The 18,676-nt window shown below is 39.7% G+C and carries 20 protein-coding genes; 4 read left to right on the forward strand and 16 right to left on the reverse strand.

The features are described 5' to 3' along the window. Nucleotides 1–2: 2 nt before the first annotated feature. Nucleotides 3–956, reverse strand: coding sequence for an ion transporter (locus tag GQR39_RS09810; protein WP_024590672.1), 954 nt, complete (start codon nt 954–956; stop codon nt 3–5). After that, a complete protein-coding gene (locus tag GQR39_RS09815) occupies nt 956–3,625 on the reverse strand; it encodes a bifunctional acetate--CoA ligase family protein/GNAT family N-acetyltransferase (protein ID WP_165735491.1) in 2,670 nt (889 codons plus the stop codon). The genes GQR39_RS09810 and GQR39_RS09815 overlap by 1 nt, the downstream gene beginning before the upstream one ends. 114 nt (nt 3,626–3,739) lie before the next feature. On the opposite strand from GQR39_RS09815, the gene GQR39_RS09820 reads away from it, so the two are divergent. Further along, nucleotides 3,740–4,456, forward strand: a complete 717-nt coding sequence (locus GQR39_RS09820) for an SIMPL domain-containing protein (RefSeq protein ID WP_024590673.1) — start codon at nt 3,740–3,742, stop codon at nt 4,454–4,456. A gap of 8 nt (nt 4,457–4,464) precedes the next feature. After that, the gene (locus tag GQR39_RS09825; protein ID WP_165735492.1) at nt 4,465–4,908 is read left to right on the forward strand and encodes a hypothetical protein; all 444 of its coding nucleotides are present in this window, start codon (nt 4,465–4,467) and stop codon (nt 4,906–4,908) included. On the opposite strand, the gene GQR39_RS09830 is transcribed toward GQR39_RS09825, so the two are convergent. From GQR39_RS09830 to GQR39_RS09865, 8 genes are all read right to left on the reverse strand, one after another. Beyond that, nucleotides 4,891–5,559, reverse strand: a complete 669-nt coding sequence (locus GQR39_RS09830; protein WP_165735493.1) for a hypothetical protein — start codon at nt 5,557–5,559, stop codon at nt 4,891–4,893. The two genes, GQR39_RS09825 and GQR39_RS09830, sit on opposite strands and share 18 nt — an antisense overlap. Nucleotides 5,560–5,649: 90 nt before the next feature. After that, on the reverse strand, nt 5,650–7,485 hold the full coding sequence (locus tag GQR39_RS09835) for a DUF885 domain-containing protein (protein ID WP_165735494.1): 1,836 nt from the start codon (nt 7,483–7,485) through the stop codon (nt 5,650–5,652). A gap of 68 nt (nt 7,486–7,553) precedes the next feature. After that, entirely contained in the window at nt 7,554–8,690 is a 1,137-nt protein-coding gene (hemW, locus tag GQR39_RS09840) for a radical SAM family heme chaperone HemW (protein WP_010553296.1), read from the reverse strand. Continuing rightward, complete coding sequence (rdgB, locus tag GQR39_RS09845; RefSeq protein ID WP_165735495.1) at nt 8,687–9,286, reverse strand: RdgB/HAM1 family non-canonical purine NTP pyrophosphatase; 600 nt, start codon at nt 9,284–9,286, stop codon at nt 8,687–8,689. Before rdgB ends, hemW begins: the two co-directional genes overlap by 4 nt. Nucleotides 9,287–9,290: 4 nt before the next feature. Next, complete coding sequence (locus GQR39_RS09850; RefSeq protein WP_165735496.1) at nt 9,291–9,734, reverse strand: DUF4426 domain-containing protein; 444 nt, start codon at nt 9,732–9,734, stop codon at nt 9,291–9,293. Between the two features lie 60 nt (nt 9,735–9,794). Further along, entirely contained in the window at nt 9,795–10,328 is a 534-nt protein-coding gene (locus GQR39_RS09855; RefSeq protein WP_007585413.1) for a YggT family protein, read from the reverse strand. A 27-nt stretch (nt 10,329–10,355) separates the two neighbouring features. Then, complete coding sequence (gene proC / locus GQR39_RS09860; RefSeq protein WP_101163677.1) at nt 10,356–11,177, reverse strand: pyrroline-5-carboxylate reductase; 822 nt, start codon at nt 11,175–11,177, stop codon at nt 10,356–10,358. A gap of 17 nt (nt 11,178–11,194) precedes the next feature. Next, nucleotides 11,195–11,908 carry a YggS family pyridoxal phosphate-dependent enzyme gene (locus GQR39_RS09865; protein ID WP_007585410.1) on the reverse strand — a complete coding sequence of 238 codons (714 nt, stop codon included), beginning with the start codon at nt 11,906–11,908 and terminating at the stop codon, nt 11,195–11,197. 2 nt (nt 11,909–11,910) lie between these two features. On the opposite strand from GQR39_RS09865, the gene GQR39_RS09870 reads away from it, so the two are divergent. Together GQR39_RS09870 and GQR39_RS09875 are read left to right on the forward strand one after the other, a co-directional pair. After that, nucleotides 11,911–12,951, forward strand: a complete 1,041-nt coding sequence (locus tag GQR39_RS09870; protein ID WP_007585408.1) for a type IV pilus twitching motility protein PilT — start codon at nt 11,911–11,913, stop codon at nt 12,949–12,951. 9 nt (nt 12,952–12,960) lie between these two features. Beyond that, the gene (locus tag GQR39_RS09875) at nt 12,961–14,097 is read left to right on the forward strand and encodes a PilT/PilU family type 4a pilus ATPase (RefSeq protein WP_010553294.1); all 1,137 of its coding nucleotides are present in this window, start codon (nt 12,961–12,963) and stop codon (nt 14,095–14,097) included. Nucleotides 14,098–14,186: 89 nt separating this feature from the next. Here the strand turns inward: GQR39_RS09875 and ruvX are convergent, their stop codons facing one another. From ruvX to GQR39_RS09905, 6 genes are all read right to left on the reverse strand, one after another. Continuing rightward, entirely contained in the window at nt 14,187–14,636 is a 450-nt protein-coding gene (gene ruvX / locus GQR39_RS09880) for a Holliday junction resolvase RuvX (protein WP_008170791.1), read from the reverse strand. Nucleotides 14,637–14,674: 38 nt separating this feature from the next. Beyond that, on the reverse strand, nt 14,675–15,232 hold the full coding sequence (locus tag GQR39_RS09885; RefSeq protein WP_165735497.1) for a YqgE/AlgH family protein: 558 nt from the start codon (nt 15,230–15,232) through the stop codon (nt 14,675–14,677). Between the two features lie 167 nt (nt 15,233–15,399). Further along, entirely contained in the window at nt 15,400–16,350 is a 951-nt protein-coding gene (gshB, locus tag GQR39_RS09890; RefSeq protein ID WP_007585399.1) for a glutathione synthase, read from the reverse strand. Nucleotides 16,351–16,404: 54 nt separating this feature from the next. Continuing rightward, nucleotides 16,405–17,139, reverse strand: a complete 735-nt coding sequence (gene rsmE, locus GQR39_RS09895) for a 16S rRNA (uracil(1498)-N(3))-methyltransferase (protein ID WP_165735498.1) — start codon at nt 17,137–17,139, stop codon at nt 16,405–16,407. 69 nt (nt 17,140–17,208) lie between these two features. Next, a complete protein-coding gene (locus GQR39_RS09900) occupies nt 17,209–17,709 on the reverse strand; it encodes a hypothetical protein (protein ID WP_165735499.1) in 501 nt (166 codons plus the stop codon). A gap of 62 nt (nt 17,710–17,771) precedes the next feature. Further along, a complete protein-coding gene (locus GQR39_RS09905; protein ID WP_007585393.1) occupies nt 17,772–18,665 on the reverse strand; it encodes a hypothetical protein in 894 nt (297 codons plus the stop codon). Between the last annotated feature and the right edge of the window lie 11 nt (nt 18,666–18,676).

Below are 18,676 nucleotides of genomic sequence, written 5' to 3' on the forward strand. Positions count from 1 at the left end.
ATTTAAGGCCTTTTACCGCAGTGCCTGCAAAACAAATGGCTATTATGCTCATTCAACTGCGTTTTAATGGCCTTATTAGCTTCTAGTTTACTCAAGCCTAATTTATAGCGTAGTTCTTCTAGGTGTTCTTGTTGAGTATCATTAAGAGTGCCATCTTGAATTTGTTCATGTACGGCATCTTCAAAAAATTGGCGGCGTTTACGTATTTGTTCTGAAAAACTAGACGCCAGTAAACCGGTAGGTATCGCAACCATTCCCATGCTCAGTAGTGTAATAACCCCGCCGAAAAACTTACCCAATGGTGTTATAGGTACTACATCGCCATAACCAACGGTTGTTAATGTTGCCATTGCCCACCACATAGCCGCAGGAATAGAGCCAAATTTATCGGGTTGTATGTCGTGCTCAATTAAGTAAATTCCGCATGAAGCTAAAATAAGCACGACGGCCATAATAAAAAAAGCAGCCATTAATGAACTACCTTCATCGTTAAAGGCTTTTAAAAGTAGCTGCATGGCGCGTGAGTAGCGAGTGAGTTTAAATACCCTTAATAGTCGGAGCACGCGTAAAAAACGTAAATCGAGAGGAAATAAAAACATCATTAAGCTTGGTAAAATCGCAATTAAATCAACAATTGCCAAAGGGGAGAAAAAATAGCTAAGCCGACGTTTGGTATGAGACCCTTCCATTGCTGCATATTGTGTTTTATCTACGCAAGCCCAAAGTCTGGCTAAGTACTCAATAGCAAAAATAGCGACCGAGACAATTTCTAAAACTAAGAATTCGTTGTAATACTGCTCTGCCACACTTGGAATTGATTCAATAACAATGGCTACAACGTTAATCATTATTAAGCTAATGAGTGCAATATCAAGAATATGTCCTGCTCGATGGTACTGGCCTGTGCCTTCAAACAGGCAAGCCATTTTTTGTCTTAAAGTGTGTGGTTCATTCATTATTTAAGTTTAAGTACCATATTAATACTGCCTTCTTCAAAGTCGCGACTAATTTTAAAGCCTAACTTACGGGCAAGCTCAATCATCCCCGTATTCTCTGGTAAAGTTATGCCTTCAATCGACTCAACACCTTGGCGTTTACAGTGGTTAATTGCAGCACTCATTAGTATGCGACCAAGCCCTAAGCCTTGGCAATCTGAGCGTACTACAATGGCAAACTCAGCATGCAGGTTATCGGGGTCCATAATGACGCGAGACACACCTAATGTGCGAGTTTTACCTTCAAAGCGTTGGCAAACAATAAACGCCATTTCACGGTCGTAATCAATTTGCGTCATTTTCGCGAGTTGATCGTGGTTAAATTGTGGTAGTTCGCCAAAAAAGCGTTTATATCTGTCTTCTTTATTAAGTGACTCGTCAAATGCTTTATGAGCTTGTTCATCTTCTGGCTTTATTGGTCTGAGCGTAGCTTGGGTGTCGTTTTTAAGTGTTACCACTTCAACAAGTTCTATAGGGTAGGGACGAATAGATAAGCGCTTACGATTGCTCTGAGTTTGATAACGGCTAAGTGTCATGGTGGCATCGAGCACTAAAAACTGTCCATTACTGGCAAGTATAGGATTAAGTTCCATTGAGCTTATGTCAGGTTGATCAATAACTAACTGAGAAATACGCGTTAGCAGTGCACACAAACGATACTTATCAACTTTTTCGGGTAATATGCGCTCCTTTAGTACGCCTTTATCGTGCGCTGCGGCAATTAAATACTTTGCTAAGTTCATATTTAGTGGAGGCAGAGCAACGGCGGCTTGCGCATATTCAAGGCCGGTGCCTGCTTCACCTAATAATATAACAGGACCAAAATTAGGCTCGGTTTTAATTGCAATTCGCAGCTCATTTGCGCCTGCTCGCGGCGCCATTTTTTGTAATGAAAACCCTTCAATAACAGCATCCGGATAAGTGTTTTTAATACGGATAAGCATTGCAAAAGCGGTTTGTTCAACCTCGTTGGCGTCGTTTAAGTTAAGCACCACACCACCTACTTCAGACTTTGAAGCAATACTTGGGCTAATAAGTTTTAACGCGACCGGAAAACCAAGTTCTATGGCTTGCTCTCTGGCTTCTGTTGGGGTGTAAGCCACCTCAGTTTGAATGCATGTAATACCATAGTGATTTAATACTTGGCTTGCCTGATGGGTAGGTAAGTAGCTTTGTCCGTCATCTAAAAACTCATTAATAAGCGCTTTAGCTGCTACTTTATTTATTTTTGCGTCATCTGTATTCGACTCAGGTGTTTGCGTTAAATGCTTTTGGTTACGGCGATACGTTACCAAGTGCATAAACGCGCCAACAGCACCCTCTGGTGTTCTATAAGTTGGTATTGCGTTGTTTGAGCACACTTTTCTGGCGGCGTAAGATGCGTCTTCACCCATAAAATTAGTTATAACGTAAGGGCGTGCCATTTTGGGTAATGTTTGTAAGGTTTCTACAATAATGTTGGCGTAGTCTTCGCTGGGCGCAAGCGCTGAGGGAGTATGGATAATCAGTAAGTTTTTAACTTCTTTTGCGTGCAGTAAAATTTCTAATGCTTGCTTATAACGCGCAGGTGCTGAATCGCCAAAAATATCCACAGGGTTTGAGGTGGTTTCTGATTGCGGAATTACTTTATTTAGCGCATTTCGGGTTTCAGCGCTCAACTCGGCTAATTTACCGGAGCTTTGAATTAGCTCATCAACGGCCATAACACCCGGGCCGCCACCATTAGTTAAAATTGTCAGTTGCTCTACTTTTAATAATTTTGGATGCATGGCGAGTGTTTGTGTCGCTGCAAATAGCTCTCGTAAATCATTTACGCGCAGCATACCTGCACGTTGAAATAACGCATCGTAAACAGCATCAGAGCTTTGCTTTCCGCCGGTGTGAATTTCGGCTGCAAGTGCGCCTGCACTTGTTTTACCTGTTTTAATTGCAATTACAGGTTTACTAAAGGCCGCAGCTCTTGCTGCTGATATAAAGCCACGAATATCTTCAATGTTATCAATGTAGAGTAAAATAGCTTTGGTTTTAGCATCACGACCTAAAAAGTCGAGTAGTTCATTAAAGTTTATATCAAGGCAATCACCTACCGATACAAAATATGAAAAGCCAATTTCTTTGTTTTTAGCCCAATCTAAAATAGTTGAGCATACTGCTGCTGATTGCGATACAAATGCAATTTTACCTGGGCTTGCTACAGTATGTGAAAAGCTCGCATTTAAACCAATATGAGGGATCAGCAAGCCCAAACAATTGGGTCCAAGCAAAGTAACCTGTTTGGCTTGAGCGCATGCTTTAAGTGCGCTTTTTTGCTCTCCAGAAAGCCCATCTGCAATAACAATAGCCGTTTTACAGCCAAGCTCTCCAAGCTGCTCAATAATATCAATTAAGGTATTTTTGTTAGTACAAATAACAGCAAGGTCGGGTACTTTTGGTAAGTCAGCAATAGAGGGGTAAGCAAGTACGCCATGTACTGCGCTATGGCTTGGAGTAACGGGCATTATCGGCCCTTTAAAACCGCCTTGAAGTAAGTTGCGCATAACCACAAAACCAGCACGAGTTGATATATTAGAGGCACCAATAACGGCCACTGAGCTTGGGTTAAAAAACTGGGTAATGCGCTTAAGGCTCATGGTTTTTCCTAGGCTGATTAAATTTTGCGTTATTTATAGTCTCAATGTACCCTGTTTACTGTGTTATTTCGAGCGTCTAGATGCTTATTATTGATATCAATCAAGGAGATTATTGTGAATAAAACCCCCGGTTTTTACATTGTTATAGCGGCTATTTGTTTAAGTATAGGCTTAATTAGCTTAGGGTTTATTTTAAAGAGCACAGCTCTCAGTGTAAAAGAGATGGAACGTACTGTGCAGGTTAAGGGATTGGCCGAGCGAGAAGTAATAGCCGATACGGTAATTTGGCCTCTGCAATTTAGTGATGCCGACAATAACCTTGAAAAATTAGTCAGCCGAGTTGAGAAAAAAAATGATGCTGTAACTGCTTTCTTAAAACTGCATGGTTTTGACGACGATGAAATAACAATAGGCAGCCAGTCAGTTATTGATAAGCAAGCACGTGAATACAGTAATGAAAATCAGCAATTTAGATACATAGTGCGTTCAAATATTATTGTTTATTCTGATGCGCCAGATAAAGTGCAAAACGCGCTGAGTAAAGTAAGCCAGCTTGCTAAACAAGATATCGCGATAGTGCAGGACAGCTACGAAACTAAAGTTGAATACATTTTTACAGGCCTCAATGATGTAAAACCTGCGATGGTGCAAGAAGCAACTGAAAAAGCGCGTGAAGTCGCTAATAAATTTGCTAAAGACTCTAATTCAAAATTAGGCAAAATAAAAACAGCTCGCCAAGGGCAATTTAGTATCAGTAATCGAGATTCAAACACACCGCAAATAAAAAACATAAGAGTGGTAACCAGTGTTGAATATTATTTAAATGACTAGGAAATAATATGTCAGAGTCTAAATATGGTCAGTTTGTACTGGCGCCCCGTTCGTATTTTTTCACTGCTATAGCGAGCGTAGTATTTGCGTTTATAGGCTTTAGTTATAATGCATGGCGGATGGAGGCAAGTGAAGAGAACAACAATACACGCATTGCTAGCTTTCAAATATTACAAGAACTAGCCGAGCTTGAGCTTATTGTATTTGCCGCACATTACGATAATAACAAAATAGATGGCAGCCCTAGAAAAGGCTGGGTTAAAGTTAACTTAATTCATGACTTAAGCTACTTAGCCGTTGATAAAGTACATTTAAAAACAAAAGGCTTACAAAAGGTCTGGCAAACAAATTGGCCAAATATGGTTGATCACCAAAGTGCTGCGCAATCTATTACACATGCCATAGACAGTGTGCGTACAGAAGTTGTGAGTGAATTAAAGCGCCTTGATTAAGTGAGCAACTTGCGCCGTTGAGCGTTGCAAGTAAGCGGCGCTAAGTAAAATTGTGGTCTCGTTAACTTTTTGCCCTTTTAGTACGTTGGCAAGCTGCTGTTTTACGTTAGGGTTTTGTTTTTGCTCTATTTCCATTAATGCTAACAAAGCTGAAAATTCATGCTTTACCGGTGTGCTCGGTTTATTTGCATAGGCAATGTAGCAGGCAACTGGTGTTAATCCGTGAGAGTTGGGCTGCGCGAGTGCTTTAACTAAGTCATCATTTGATTCAAACAACATTAAAGAGCGTACATAGTTAAATGGCAGCTTTGTAGCATCGGCATGCTTAAACACATTGTGCAGTACGTTATTTCCTTGAGTATCTTGTACTAAAAAGCCTTTATTTACTCTCAGCGCTGGGGTGAAAAAGCTCAATGCGTCAATATTAGTGAGTTGATTAATAAATAGAGAAGGTGCTGTATTAGTACTTAATATACGGATTGCTATGTTTTGCATAAAGTCATACTTAACACTCAACCGTTGGGCGCTGTCATATAAATGGTTAAGCTGCAAAGTTTGCTGAGCAGGGCTTAACTGCCTAAAGTCGTTATCGAGCTCATTTAACTGCTGCTTTGAAATACGCGCATTAAGTAGTTGTATGCTTAAATCCATTATTATTTCCAAAATCTTTTTTACTACTATAAAACAAAAAAGGTCGCAAATGCGACCTTTTCATATTTAAAGCAATTGTTTAAATTGGTTTTAAGCCTTTTTGCTTGCTACCCATTCATTAACAAAGTTTTCTAGTACATTAAGTGGTACAGGACCATTTTTAAGCACTACGTCGTGGAACTGGCGAATATCAAATTTATCACCAAGTTGCTTTTTAGCTTCTTCACGAAGCTCTAAAATCTTAAGCATACCCACTTTATAAGCTGTTGCTTGTGAAGGCATTACAATGTGACGCTCAACCATTTTAACACCGTCAGATGTTGCATTAGGCGTGTTATTTACGTAGTAATCAATACCTTCTTGGCGAGTCCACTTCATTGCGTGAATCCCCGTATCAACAACTAAGCGACATGCGCGCCATAATTCCATTGAAAGACGACCAAAATCTGAGTAAGGGTCTGAGTACATGCCCATTTCTTTAGGAATGAACTCTGAGTATAAACCCCAGCCTTCAATATACGCTGTGTAGCCACCAAACTTACGGAACTTAGGAATACCTTCTAGTTCTTGCGAAATAGCTATTTGCATGTGGTGTCCCGGAATACCTTCGTGGTATGCCAGCGCTTCCATTTGATACGTTGGCATTGCTTCCATATCGTAAAGGTTAGCGTAGTAAACACCTGGGCGTGAACCATCAGGAGCTGGCTGTTGGTAAAATGCTTTACCTGCTGCTTTTTCACGGAATGCTTCAACCGCTTTTACTTTTAAACCTGCTTTTGGTTTAACAATGAATAACTCATCTAAACGCGTTTTCATTGTATCAATAAGCCCAGTGGCTTCATCAAGGTAGCGTTGTTTACCTTGTGCATCATTAGGGTAGTAAAATTGCTTGTCAGTTTTCATAAACTGCATAAACGCTTTTAAGTCGCCTTTAAAGCCAACTTTGTCTTTAATTTCACGCATTTCATCATGAATACGTGCCACTTCAGATAGGCCAATTGCATGGATTTCTTTAGCAGTTAAATCTGTTGTAGTTGTGCGCTTAAGTGCGTTGTTATAAAACGCTTCGCCATCAGGTAATTTCCATGCGCCATCGCGATCATCTGCGCGTTTTTCAAGCTGTGCAAGGTAATTAATTAACTTAGAGTAAGATGGTTTAACAGCTGATTTTAATGCATCTGATGCATCGCTGATTAACGAGTCTTTTTCGTCTTGGCTAATTTCAAGCGCTGTTACTTTACGTTTAAAGTCAGCAAGCAATGTAGAATCATCGCCTTTTTCAAACGGTGCACCGTGAATAATGTTTTTGCTTGAATCAATAACATGCGGGAATACAAATTTAGGGGCTATGATGCCTTTTTCTGCACGTACAGTTAAATCAACGATAAGCTGATCAATAACACCAGTTACACCATTTAAACGTGAAATGTAGTCTTTAGCTTCTTTTACATTACTAATTGAGTGCTGATTAATTAAAAATGCAGGGATCATAGAATGCGTACCAAACATTTGGTTCACAGGGTAATTATGGTAGCGCCATTTAAAGTCAGCAATTGAGCTTTCAAGATCTTGTTTTTTTAAGTCGTAGCTAACTTTTGTTGCATCATCTAATAAATCACGGCTGATTGCTTTTAGTGCAACTAGGTCAGCTTTTGTTTGCGCTAAATCTTTAAGCTGTCTTTCTTCGCTGCCATCATCCCACTTATCGTAATCTTGCTTAATACCCATGTATGTTTGATATACAGGACTGCTCATTACGTCGCGGTTAAATGTATCTTCAAAAAATGCATTGGCTTTGTCTATTTCACTTTGTTGTGATTGAACTGCTTGTGCAATAGGAGCTGAAGTCGCTTGTTGTGTTGTTTGCTGGCAACCAGCAAGTAGTGCAACGCTTACTGCGGCCGCAATAAAAGTAAGTTTACGCATTGTTTTCCCTTTTGTTGTTAGAAACCCATTAGGGTATTTTATATTTATTTTTTGTGTAGCGCTGGGGGCTACACAAATAATTCTAGCAGGTCATTTAAAAAGCGATGACCTTTTAAGCTTACCTGCCAATGGCTGTCTGTTTGAGTCAATAAACCTTTATTAATTGCTTGGTTTAATGCACTTTGCTGACTTTGCAGTGGCAGTGTTGTAAGTTTATTAAAATCATTAATTGGGCAAGGCTCAACAAGGCGAAAGCGATTCATAAAAAATTCAAACGCTAAATCGTCTTGCTCTACATGCCAGCTTTTATACATATACGGTTTAATTAAATCCATATAGCCGCGTGGGTGTTTAACCTTTTCAGTACGCGTAATAAGCCCTGTATTTGCATCAGTAACCTTACCATGCGCGCCGCAACCAATACCGAGATAATCGCCAAAACGCCAATAATTCAAGTTATGTTGGCACTGATAGCCTGGTTTTGCATAGCCCGATATTTCGTATTGTATGTAACCTGCTTGAGCTAGTAACTCGACCCCTTGCTCTTGAATGTCCCACAGTATTTCGTCTTGTGGCAAGGTAGGAGGTTTTGAAGCAAACTGAGTATTGGGTTCAATAGTTAGTTGATACCAAGATATATGCGGTGGATCGAGCGCTATTATTTGCTTTAAATCGCTCAGTGCATCGTCAAGTGTTTGCCCTGGTAAGCCATGCATTAAATCAAGGTTAAAGCTATTTAAACCGGCTTCTTTAGCTTGTTGCGCGGCATAGTTTGCCTCGTCGCTGCCATGAATCCGACCAAGTGCTTTTAACTTGTCGTTTTGCATGCTTTGCACACCGATAGAAATACGGTTAATGCCTGCTTTTACGTAATCTTTAAAACGACCTGTTTCTACTGTACCTGGGTTGGCTTCAAGGGTAATTTCGCAGTGTTCTTCAAGACCAATTAGGTTGTCAACTTCATTTAATAAACGAGTATAAGCCGCACCAGTTAATAAGCTCGGAGTACCGCCACCAATAAAGATGCTGTGAATTTTACGTCCTTGCACTAAGTGCAAATCAGCTTTTAAGTCATCAATTAAATGCTGAACATATTCAGCTTCAGGTATTTCACCTTTTTGTCCGTGGCTATTAAAATCGCAGTACGGGCATTTTTGCACGCACCAAGGTACGTGCACATATAAGCTCAGTGGTGGAAGGTTCACAGGCCGCCTTTTTGCTGTAGCTCTAGCAATAGTTTTTGTAGTGCTTGGCCGCGATGACTCACTGCATTTTTTTGCTCTTTTGTAAGCTCAGCACTGGTACAATTTTTCTCTGCTACAAAAAATACAGGGTCGTAACCAAAGCCACCGCTGCCATTTTGAGTGAGCGTAATTTCGCCTTCCCAGCTTGCACTGCAAATAAGGGGGGTAGGGTCATCTGCGTGGCGCATTAATACCAGTACACACCAAAAACGAGCACTACGGATAGGGTTATTACCCAAGTCTACGAGTAACTTATCAATGTTATCTTGATCGCTGGCACCTGGGCCTGCAAAACGGGCAGAGTAAACACCGGGTGCGCCATTTAGGCCATCAACTTCTAAACCTGAGTCATCGGCAATAGCAGGCATGCCAGTAATTTTAGCGGCATGACGCGCTTTAATAATGGCATTTTCAACAAAGGTAGTGCCGGTTTCGGCAACTTCACCTACGTTAAAATCGCTCTGTGGAACTACATTAATATTCAGAGGGCTTAGCATGTTAGCTAGCTCATTTACTTTGCCAGGGTTACCTGTAGCAAGTACTAAAGTTTTGGTCATGTTATTAATCTACGTAAAATTTTTGCTGAAACTGTAATTTTTGAAATTGATTACTTTGTTGTATTTCAATCTCAAAGCGTAAAATCTCTTCGTTGGTATAATCAACTTGGGCAAGGTAATAAACTGAATCACCTTCTTTTACTTCTTTAAAAGTAAGCGTTTGTTTATTGCCAAGTAGGTTTCTAGCTGTGCCAGTAAGCTTTGCTGTTTGGGCTGTATTTTCGGCATCATTTTTTAAAACAGAAATATTCACAATGCCTTTGTATCCGCTTCGCTCAAGGCCATACGCTTTTGCTATTTTTGGCTGAATAAAGGTAGAAGGAAAGGCGATGTAATGCACTTGCCAAGGGCCAAGCTCTTTATATTGTGCGCCTTGCATTTCTTCGCTTTGCGCGTTAAATGCAAATGCTAAACAAGCAATAAAACAAAACTTAATTAAACGGTTCATTATGTATTCCTCAAAACATATAAAAAAGAGGCCTTTGGGCCTCTAATTAAAAAATCCATATTAGACTAAAAAATCCATAAGCAGCATTTGCAAAAACTGAATACCAATAATAAGCACTAAAACTGATAAATCTAAGCCACCCATTGATGGCAATATTTTACGAATTGGTTTTAGCATTGGTTCAGTAAGCTGATGGAAAACCGCTTCTATAGGGTTATAACCTTGGCTAACCCAACTTAAAATAGCGCGAATAATAAGTACCCAAAAAACTAAGTTAAGGCCTTCTTTTAGTACCGTTATAAGTGCTTGTATAATTACAGGCTGTATTGCCCACGCATTATATATAACAAGCATTAAAGTACTAATTTTGGCTACAGCCACTATAAATGCCAACAACAGAGATGCTAAATCAAGTCCGCCAAATCCCGGAATGATTTTACGCAGTGGTTTTACCGCAAACGAAGTGGCTTTAACCACAAACTGGCTCATTGGATTATAAAAGTCGGCTTTTGCCCACTGCAGCCAAAAGCGCAGTAATACCACCATTAAAAACAAATCAAACAGGGTACTGATTAAAAATTGCATGGCATTCATAGTGTAACCTTCAATAAAAAAGTGGTTTTAAAGTTCTTTTTCCATTTGCTCTGCACGCGCAATACACGCATCCATTGCATCGCCAACGGTTTTAGTTAAGCCTTCATCTTTTAAGTGCTCAACAGCTGCGTGAGTAGTACCGCCTTTAGATGTTACGTTTGAACGTAGTTGCGAAATACTAATATCAGGCTGGCTAAGTGCCATTTCGGCGGCGCCAAGGGCTGTTTGTTGTACTAAACGACGAGCGTCTTCATCATTAAAGCCCAGCGCTTTGGCTTTTTCTTCTATGGCTTCCATAAATAAGAAAAAGTAAGCAGGTGATGAGCCGGTCACAGCAATAATATCGTTAATTTGTGATTCTTTTTCGACCCATACAACAATGCCCGTGCATTCAAAAACTTGTTGTACAAATTCGTGTTCGCTTTGTGTTTCGCCCGCGCCATATAAACCTGATACACCACGGCCTAATAAAGACGGTGTATTTGGCATACAACGTACCATTTTAACGTCTTGACCTAGCATTTCACGTAAACGTTTTACAGTTAAGCCAGCAGCAACAGAAATAAACAGTTTATCGCTAAAATCTACGCCCGACTCTTGAAACGATTTACATAAATCGCCCATCATTTGTGGTTTAACAGACAAAACAATTACATCAGCATCGCGCAGGGCTTCGTTATTGTCACTGGTGGTTTGCACCTTGAAATCGGCTGCTACCTTTTCAAGCTTTTCTTGGTTGCGGTTAGTCGCAATAATGTTACTTGCGTTAAAACCGTTTTTTACCATGCCACCAATAATGGCGTAGCTCATATTACCTGTGCCTATAAATGCGATTTTTTTATCTGACATAAATCTGTTATCACCTTTTAAGTTCGTGTTCCAAAAATGTCTGTGCCGATCCTTACCATGGTTGAGCCTGCACTAATGGCAGCTTCAACATCGTTACTCATACCCATCGACAAAGTATCTACTTGAGGATATTGGGTCTTTAGTTTATCAAAGCAAGTTTGTAATTGCTCAAAAGATTGAATTTGCGTATCCAGATCGTTGCTTTTAGCGGGAATAGCCATTAAACCTCGAAGTGTTAAGTGCTCACATTGGTTAATAAAATCGGCAAGTTCATCTATTTCATCGCGGTGGCAACCCGACTTCGCTTCCTCATTACTTATATTTACTTGAATAAGTATATTAAGAGGCTGTTTATCGTCTGGGCGCTGGGAATCTAATCGTTTCGCTATTTTTATGCGATCAACACTTTGCACCCAATCAAAGTTGGCAGCCACTAAAGCACTTTTATTAGATTGAATAGGGCCAATGAAATGCCAAATGATGTCGCTATATGACTGTAGTTGAGCTATTTTATCTATAGCCTCTTGAACATAAGATTCACCAAATTCGCGCTGACCATGCTCATAAGCTGCAATAACATCTTCGCTTGGTTTAGTTTTAGACACTGCCAGTAGAGTGACTTCGTTAGTGTTTCGTTGTGCAATTTTTGCCGCGTCTGCAATTCTAGCGTAGGCGGATGTGAGTCGTTCTGCTATTGTAACCATATATTTATCAGTTAGTTGTGGAGTCATAAATGGATATTACCGAATTATTAGCGTTTAGTGTGCAACACAAAGCATCCGATTTACATTTATCGTCGGGTGTTTCACCTATGATACGCGTAGACGGTGATGTTCGCCGCATTAATATACCAGCCCTTGCAGACAAAGACGTAAACAGTCTGGTTTACGATATTATGAACGATAATCAACGCAAGGACTACGAACAAAATCTCGAAGTGGATTTTTCGTTTGAAGTGCCTAATTTAGCACGTTTTCGTGTGAATGCGTTTAACTCTAATCGCGGGCCTGCTGCGGTATTTCGTACCATACCAAGTGAAGTGTTAACGCTTGATGATTTAGGTGCGCCAGATATTTTTAAAACAATCTCCGATACCCCACGTGGACTCGTGTTAGTGACAGGCCCAACGGGCTCTGGTAAATCAACAACACTTGCCGCTATGGTCGATTATATAAATCAAAATAAACATCACCATATTCTAACAATAGAAGATCCAATCGAGTTTGTTCACGATAATAAATTAAGCCTTATTAATCAACGTGAGGTACATCGCGATACTCATAGCTTTTCAAACGCGCTACGTAGTGCATTGCGTGAAGATCCAGATGTAATATTGGTCGGTGAGTTACGTGATTTAGAAACAATTCGTCTTGCAATGACCGCTGCTGAAACAGGCCACTTAGTGTTTGGCACGTTGCATACAACATCTGCACCAAAAACTATTGACCGTATTATCGATGTATTCCCAGGTGAAGAAAAATCAATGGTACGTTCAATGTTATCTGAATCTTTGCGTGCTGTTATCTCGCAAACACTGCTTAAAAAGATTGGTGGCGGGCGAGTTGCAGCACACGAAATTATGATTGCAGTACCTGCTATTCGTAACTTAATTCGTGAAGATAAAATTGCACAAATGTACTCGTCTATTCAAACCGGTGCGTCTGTGGGCATGCAAACAATGGATCAATGTTTAACTAATTTAGTTAATCACGGCATTGTTACAAATGCGGCAGCGAAAGAAAAAGCACAAGACAAAACACAATTTGGCGGGTAAGAAACTATTATGGCTTTATCTTTAAACGACTTTTTACTCATCATGATTGAGAAAAAAGGTTCTGACTTATTTGTATCGAGTCAGCTACCTGTAAGCGCAAAAATAAACGGTGAGCTAACAGCCCTAAGTGACGATAGGCTTACTGATGAGCAATCGCTTGAGTTAGTAGAATCTGCAATGAGCGAAAAGCAAAAAGCAGAGTTTCATACAACGAAAGAATGTAACTTTGCGATTGCCACCGACGAAGGGCGTTTTCGTATTTCTGCTTTTTGGCAACGCGATAAAGCAGGTATGGTTATACGCCGCATTGTGACGCAAATACCTGATGTGAGTGAACTCGGGCTCCCCTCTATTCTTACCGATGTAATTATGTCTAAACGTGGCCTTGTTTTGTTCGTCGGTGGTACTGGCACGGGTAAATCAACCTCGCTAGCCGCACTTATTGGTTACCGTAACCGACATCAACGTGGTCATATACTGACTATTGAAGATCCGATTGAATTTGTTCATGAGCATCGCAAAAGTATTATTACTCAACGCGAAGTAGGGCTTGATACCGAAAGCTTTGAGTCAGCACTTAAAAGCTCATTACGCCAAGCTCCCGATGTAATTTTGATTGGTGAAATTCGCTCTCAAGAAACTATGGAATACGCACTAAGCTTTGCCGAAACAGGTCATTTATGTGTTGCAACACTGCATGCTAATAATGCTAACCAAGCGATTGACCGTATTATGCATTTAGTTCCAAAAGAAAAACACGATAAGCTTAAGTACGATTTAGCACTTAACTTACGTGCAATTGTGGCCCAGCAATTAGTACCGACTGCTGATGGTGAAAGCCGTGTTGCAGCTATTGAAATATTGCTTAACTCACCAATGGTTGCTGAACTGATTAAAAACGGTGATATTGGTGGTATTAAAGAGGCAATGGCTAAATCGAAAGAAATGGGCATGCAAACCTTTGACCAAGCATTATTTGAGCTGTATAGACAGCAGCGAATTAATTACGCTGATGCACTGCATCATGCTGATTCGCCAAATGATTTACGTTTAATGATTAAACTGCGCAATAACGAGCAGCAAGGTGCGGGCTTTTTACAAGGCGTTACTATTGATGGCCTTGACGATAAAAATAGCGATCAATAATTTAAAAAGTAATAAATATAAATACTTAATATAAAAAAAGCGCCAATTGGCGCTTTTTATTTATATAACAGGTTATTTATATAGCCTGTTTATTCACCGTAACTAGACTCAAAAAAACTTTCTAAAATAATAACCGCAGACATATTATCTACGTTACCTTTGCCTAAGTTTTTATAGCCACCACTTTCAAAAAGTCGCGCTTTAGCATCTGCAGTCGTTAAACGCTCGTCTTGTGTTTGCACAGGAATGCCATAATGATTATGTAATCTGTTGGCAAACTTTTTTGCTTTAAAGGTAACCTCTTGTGACGTTCCATCCATATTTAGTGGTAAGCCAACAACCATTAAGTCAGGCTGCCATTCGGTTACTTGTACAGCAATATGGTCCCAGTTAGGAATGCCATCTTGTGCTTTTACAGCCTTAAGGCTAGAGGCGCTGCCTGTTAGCTCTTGCCCAATAGCAATACCAATACTTTTGGTGCCAAAGTCAAAGCCCATTACAGTGCGTTCGCCTTGCGGCTTAAGCGATTTTTTTGTCATGTGTATCTTGTTTAAGTTTGCTAAGGGTTAAGTTACTATTATGCGTGACCAGCTTCAGGGCTGAGTTGGCTAATATCAAAGCCCAACATTGAAACTGCTTTTTCCCATCGTTTTTCAACGGGGGTATCAAAAATGATCTTCGGATCGGCTTCTATGATCAACCAACTGTTATCAAGTAACTCTTTTTCGAGTTGTCCTTGCTCCCATCCTGAATAACCCAATGTAATAATAAATTGTTCAGGTGCTTGTGCGGTAGTTAAGCTTGCTAAAACGTCTTTTGAGGTAGTGATCATAATATCGCTACTGAGTTTTTGGCTTGCTGAATAACCTGATTGGGGAGAGTGCAAAACAAAACCACGGTCAGTTTTAACGGGTCCGCCTGCAAACACACTTACTTTTGCTGCGTTTTGAGTTTTGTCGTTGTCAATTTCTATTTTATCTAAAAGTTCGCCAACAGTAACATCAATAGGTTGGTTTATTACCAAGCCCATAGCCCCATCTTCATTGTGCTCACAAATATAGGTAACAGCACGTTTAAAAAAAGGGTCTTGCATCGACGGCATCGCGATTAAAAAATGATTTTCTAATGACTGCATAGATTTCACCCTTTTTAGTTAATGAACTTTGAGTATGGCACATACCTTTGTTTTTAAAACTAAAAAAGCACTTTCATACAGTTTAAAAATTAATAGTTAACAACTATATTAAAATTTATGACACAAAAGTGCTTTTAATAACGATAGGTAGATACTTATTTATTTATTTATTTATCTAGCTTTCTTTCAATGGCATCAAACAAAATACCTGTAATAGAAATATCATAAGCAGCTTCAATTTCGCGCACGCACGTTGGTGCAGTTACGTTAATTTCAGTTAATTTATCGCCAATAATATCTAAACCTACAAATATTAAGCCTTTTTCTTTAAGCGTTGGTGCAACCGCTTGCGCTATTTTTAAATCTGACTCGCTAAGTGGACGCGCTTCGCCTCGACCGCCAACAGCTAAATTACCGCGTGTTTCACCATTTTGTGGAATTCGCGCTAAACAATACGGAATAACCTCACCATCAATAACCAATACGCGCTTGTCGCCTTGTTTGATCTCTGGGATGTAATTTTGCACCATAGCAAAGCGGCTGCCGTGCTCGGTTAGCGTTTCACAAATTACACCAATGTTGGCATCGTCTTCTCTAAGGCGGAAAATAGATGCGCCACCCATGCCATCAAGGGGTTTTAAAATAATGTCTTTATGCTCGGCTAAAAACTCACGAATTTGTTTTTGGCTACGTGTAACAAGTGTGTCTGGCGTATGTTCGCTAAACCATGCTGTAAATAGCTTTTCGTTAGCATCGCGAAGGCTTTGTGGCTTGTTAATTATTAACGTACCTTCTTGTTCTGCACGCTCTAAAATATACGTCGCGTAAATGTATTCGGTATCAAAAGGAGGATCTTTTCGCATTAAAATAACATCAAGGTCGGCAAGGGCTATAGTGGCTTTTTCTTCAAGCTCGTACCATTTTTCTGCATTATTAAACACTTGCGCTTTAGACGCTGTAGCGTACGACTTACCTTTACGAAGAGATAAATCATCCATCTCCATATAATAAATTTCGTAGCCGCGTTCTTGCGCTTGCATCATCATTGCAAAACCGGTGTCTTTTTTGATGTTAAATCCACTAATAGGATCTGAAATAATACCTAACTTAATTGCCATGCGCTGTGCCTTACTATAAATGTTACTGTTTATATGAGGGTGCTTTTAGTTATTTCAATTAGCTAAATCGCCAAATTGAAGTTGTAATGCACTTAAGACCGTTAAAGCGGCTGTTTCCGTTCGTAAAACGCGCGGGCCTAAGCGAATATCCACAAATTCTAGTTGTTTAGTTAGTGCCATTTCATCGTCGGTAAAGCCGCCTTCTGGGCCGACTAAAAAGCGTACGCCATCTTTAGGTACCGTAATGGTTTTAATGCTGTGCTCAGCACGAGGGTGAAGAGTGAGCTTAATTGCATTGGTTTGTTGTGCAAGCCATTGTTTTAAATCTACAGGGGGATGAATAGTTGGCACAAAATTACGCCCAGATTGCTCTGCCGCTGCTATTGCAATTTTTTGCCATTGTTGGTGTTTTTTCTCAAGACGATCGCCCATTAGTTTCACGCCACAGCGCTGACTAAAAATAGGGGTGATTTCGGTAATGCCCAGTTCAACTGACTTTTGAATTGTAAAATCCATTTTATCACCACGGGATACACACTGGCCTAAATGAATTTTAAGCGGGGATTCTACATCATGAGGATTAAGCTCTAACGGCATTACGACGACTGTTTTTTTTGTTACCTCAATTATTTCACTAAGGTATTCGCCGCCTTCGCCATTAAAAATAGATACATGCTCGCCTACTTTCATGCGCAGCACTCTGCCAATATGCCCTGCAGCATCGTCATCTAAAGTTACAGGGGTGTTTAGGGCAATACTCGATGTTTGATAAATATGAGGAACTCGCATAGGGCGTCACTTATTACTTAGCGTAAAGATATATACTGCTATGGTAAGTAAGCTGGGAGCTGTGCGCAATTATTTATTTTTATTAAGTTGCTCTGCAAGATCTATTAAATCTTGTGGTGTGTGCGCTATATCGTGGTGATTTTGCGAAGGTTCCGTTAACGTCTCGTCAGTAACTAGGCTTAGTGTATAGCCTGTATCATCAAGGCTTATTAAAAAGCGCTTTTCATGTAACGAGTTATAAATAAAGCGTTGTTTATCGCTTGCTAGTAAGTAATCGGTACTATTAAAAAGGACTCCGTGTAAATCGTGATGCTCTTTTAGATAGTTAATTAATTCAGAAACGCTTATTTCGTTTTCAAGGTCGCAATAACTATAGTCTTTAATAAGTTCGTCAAACATCATTTTTACTAACTGGCGGGTATTACTGCCTGCTGCAATAAGCGTACTCGCTTTTGTTTTACCATTATTATTTACATAGTATTCGGCAAATGCTCGGCTAAATTCGTTGTCTATGTCAATTAACAAGTAATTCGTTATTTCAAGTGGCATAGAGCTAGGACCTTGTTGCATTTAAGTAATTACCATTATTACTTAAATGCAGACTTTTAATGGCTGTATTTTAGTAAAAAGGTCTAAAGAGAAAACATGCTAATAAGTAAATAGCCTATAGCACAAAAAACAGCAAACTCTATACATGCTACCCCAATATTATCTTGATGGTCTATTTCAAGAGCCGTATCAATATTTGGTAAAGAGATAACTTTTATCACATACGTTAAGCTGTAAAGTAGTATCCACATTACACCGCAATGCATAACGAGTGTAAATATGTTTTCTACCATTTTACCGTTTTGAAATGCTGCGCTAGATAAACCAGCATATACAGCCAATGCTAAACCTATTGATTTGCCAGCATACCTTATACCAATAGATGTATTCTCTAGGTTAAAGTTACTTTGTAGCGAAGCTCCTTGATTTGCTTTTGCAAAACGGTGTTCTCGTATTTTACTATCAAGTGCAAACATTCCCTGAAGCGTAAAAAAGCTAACACAAGCAATAAGTAAGTTGCTAAATCCTTGGGTGTGCGTCCACGTGTACAAGCCAAGAGCAATAATACAGTTAGCGATTAACATGCCTGAATCTACCAATGCAGCACATACATTTTGTTTTAGTATGGCAGCTTCTTCGTTAAACCTGTGGAGTATCCATTTTCTGTGAATTAAATGACCCACTTTTATAAAAGTGAATAAAAGAATAATAATAATTAACACTTTTAACGGGTTTGACTGTGCGGTACTTATGCTTATTTCGTCAAATAAGAAAGCCATAGTGGCTATAACAACTGATATTTCAGATGCAAAACTAATACCCATGGCAAAGTTGTCGTGTTGTGCTAGCTCATCTTTAAGCGCTTGTTTTGCTTTGATTTGAGTGACAACTCGTAAACAAAAAATAGTTATGCAAATAACCGCAAAACTAATGGCAATCGCAATAAAACTAGTGTTAGATAAAGACAAATATGACATGGTGATCCTAA

Origin of the sequence: Pseudoalteromonas sp. C8, from assembly GCF_011378685.1 — a bacterium.
GTDB lineage: Bacteria > Pseudomonadota > Gammaproteobacteria > Enterobacterales > Alteromonadaceae > Pseudoalteromonas > Pseudoalteromonas arctica.

Bases quoted from the DNA above. Each gene is read 5' to 3' on its own strand.
- GQR39_RS09815 (WP_165735491.1), bottom strand. From the start codon at position 3,625: ATGAGCCTTAAGCGCATTACCCAGTTTTTTAACCCAAGCTCAGTGGCC.
- GQR39_RS09900 (WP_165735499.1), bottom strand. From the start codon at position 17,709: ATGCAACAAGGTCCTAGCTCTATGCCACTTGAAATAACGAATTACTTG.
- proC (WP_101163677.1), bottom strand. From the start codon at position 11,177: ATGTCAGATAAAAAAATCGCATTTATAGGCACAGGTAATATGAGCTAC.
- GQR39_RS09810 (WP_024590672.1), bottom strand. From the start codon at position 956: ATGAATGAACCACACACTTTAAGACAAAAAATGGCTTGCCTGTTTGAA.
- GQR39_RS09830 (WP_165735493.1), bottom strand. From the start codon at position 5,559: ATGGATTTAAGCATACAACTACTTAATGCGCGTATTTCAAAGCAGCAG.
- GQR39_RS09905 (WP_007585393.1), bottom strand. From the start codon at position 18,665: ATGTCATATTTGTCTTTATCTAACACTAGTTTTATTGCGATTGCCATT.
- rsmE (WP_165735498.1), bottom strand. From the start codon at position 17,139: ATGCGAGTTCCTCATATTTATCAAACATCGAGTATTGCCCTAAACACC.
- GQR39_RS09825 (WP_165735492.1), top strand. From the start codon at position 4,465: ATGTCAGAGTCTAAATATGGTCAGTTTGTACTGGCGCCCCGTTCGTAT.
- rdgB (WP_165735495.1), bottom strand. From the start codon at position 9,286: ATGACCAAAACTTTAGTACTTGCTACAGGTAACCCTGGCAAAGTAAAT.
- GQR39_RS09870 (WP_007585408.1), top strand. From the start codon at position 11,911: ATGGATATTACCGAATTATTAGCGTTTAGTGTGCAACACAAAGCATCC.
- GQR39_RS09875 (WP_010553294.1), top strand. From the start codon at position 12,961: ATGGCTTTATCTTTAAACGACTTTTTACTCATCATGATTGAGAAAAAA.
- gshB (WP_007585399.1), bottom strand. From the start codon at position 16,350: ATGGCAATTAAGTTAGGTATTATTTCAGATCCTATTAGTGGATTTAAC.
- GQR39_RS09835 (WP_165735494.1), bottom strand. From the start codon at position 7,485: ATGCGTAAACTTACTTTTATTGCGGCCGCAGTAAGCGTTGCACTACTT.
- ruvX (WP_008170791.1), bottom strand. From the start codon at position 14,636: ATGACAAAAAAATCGCTTAAGCCGCAAGGCGAACGCACTGTAATGGGC.
- GQR39_RS09885 (WP_165735497.1), bottom strand. From the start codon at position 15,232: ATGCAGTCATTAGAAAATCATTTTTTAATCGCGATGCCGTCGATGCAA.
- GQR39_RS09865 (WP_007585410.1), bottom strand. From the start codon at position 11,908: ATGACTCCACAACTAACTGATAAATATATGGTTACAATAGCAGAACGA.
- GQR39_RS09850 (WP_165735496.1), bottom strand. From the start codon at position 9,734: ATGAACCGTTTAATTAAGTTTTGTTTTATTGCTTGTTTAGCATTTGCA.
- GQR39_RS09855 (WP_007585413.1), bottom strand. From the start codon at position 10,328: ATGAATGCCATGCAATTTTTAATCAGTACCCTGTTTGATTTGTTTTTA.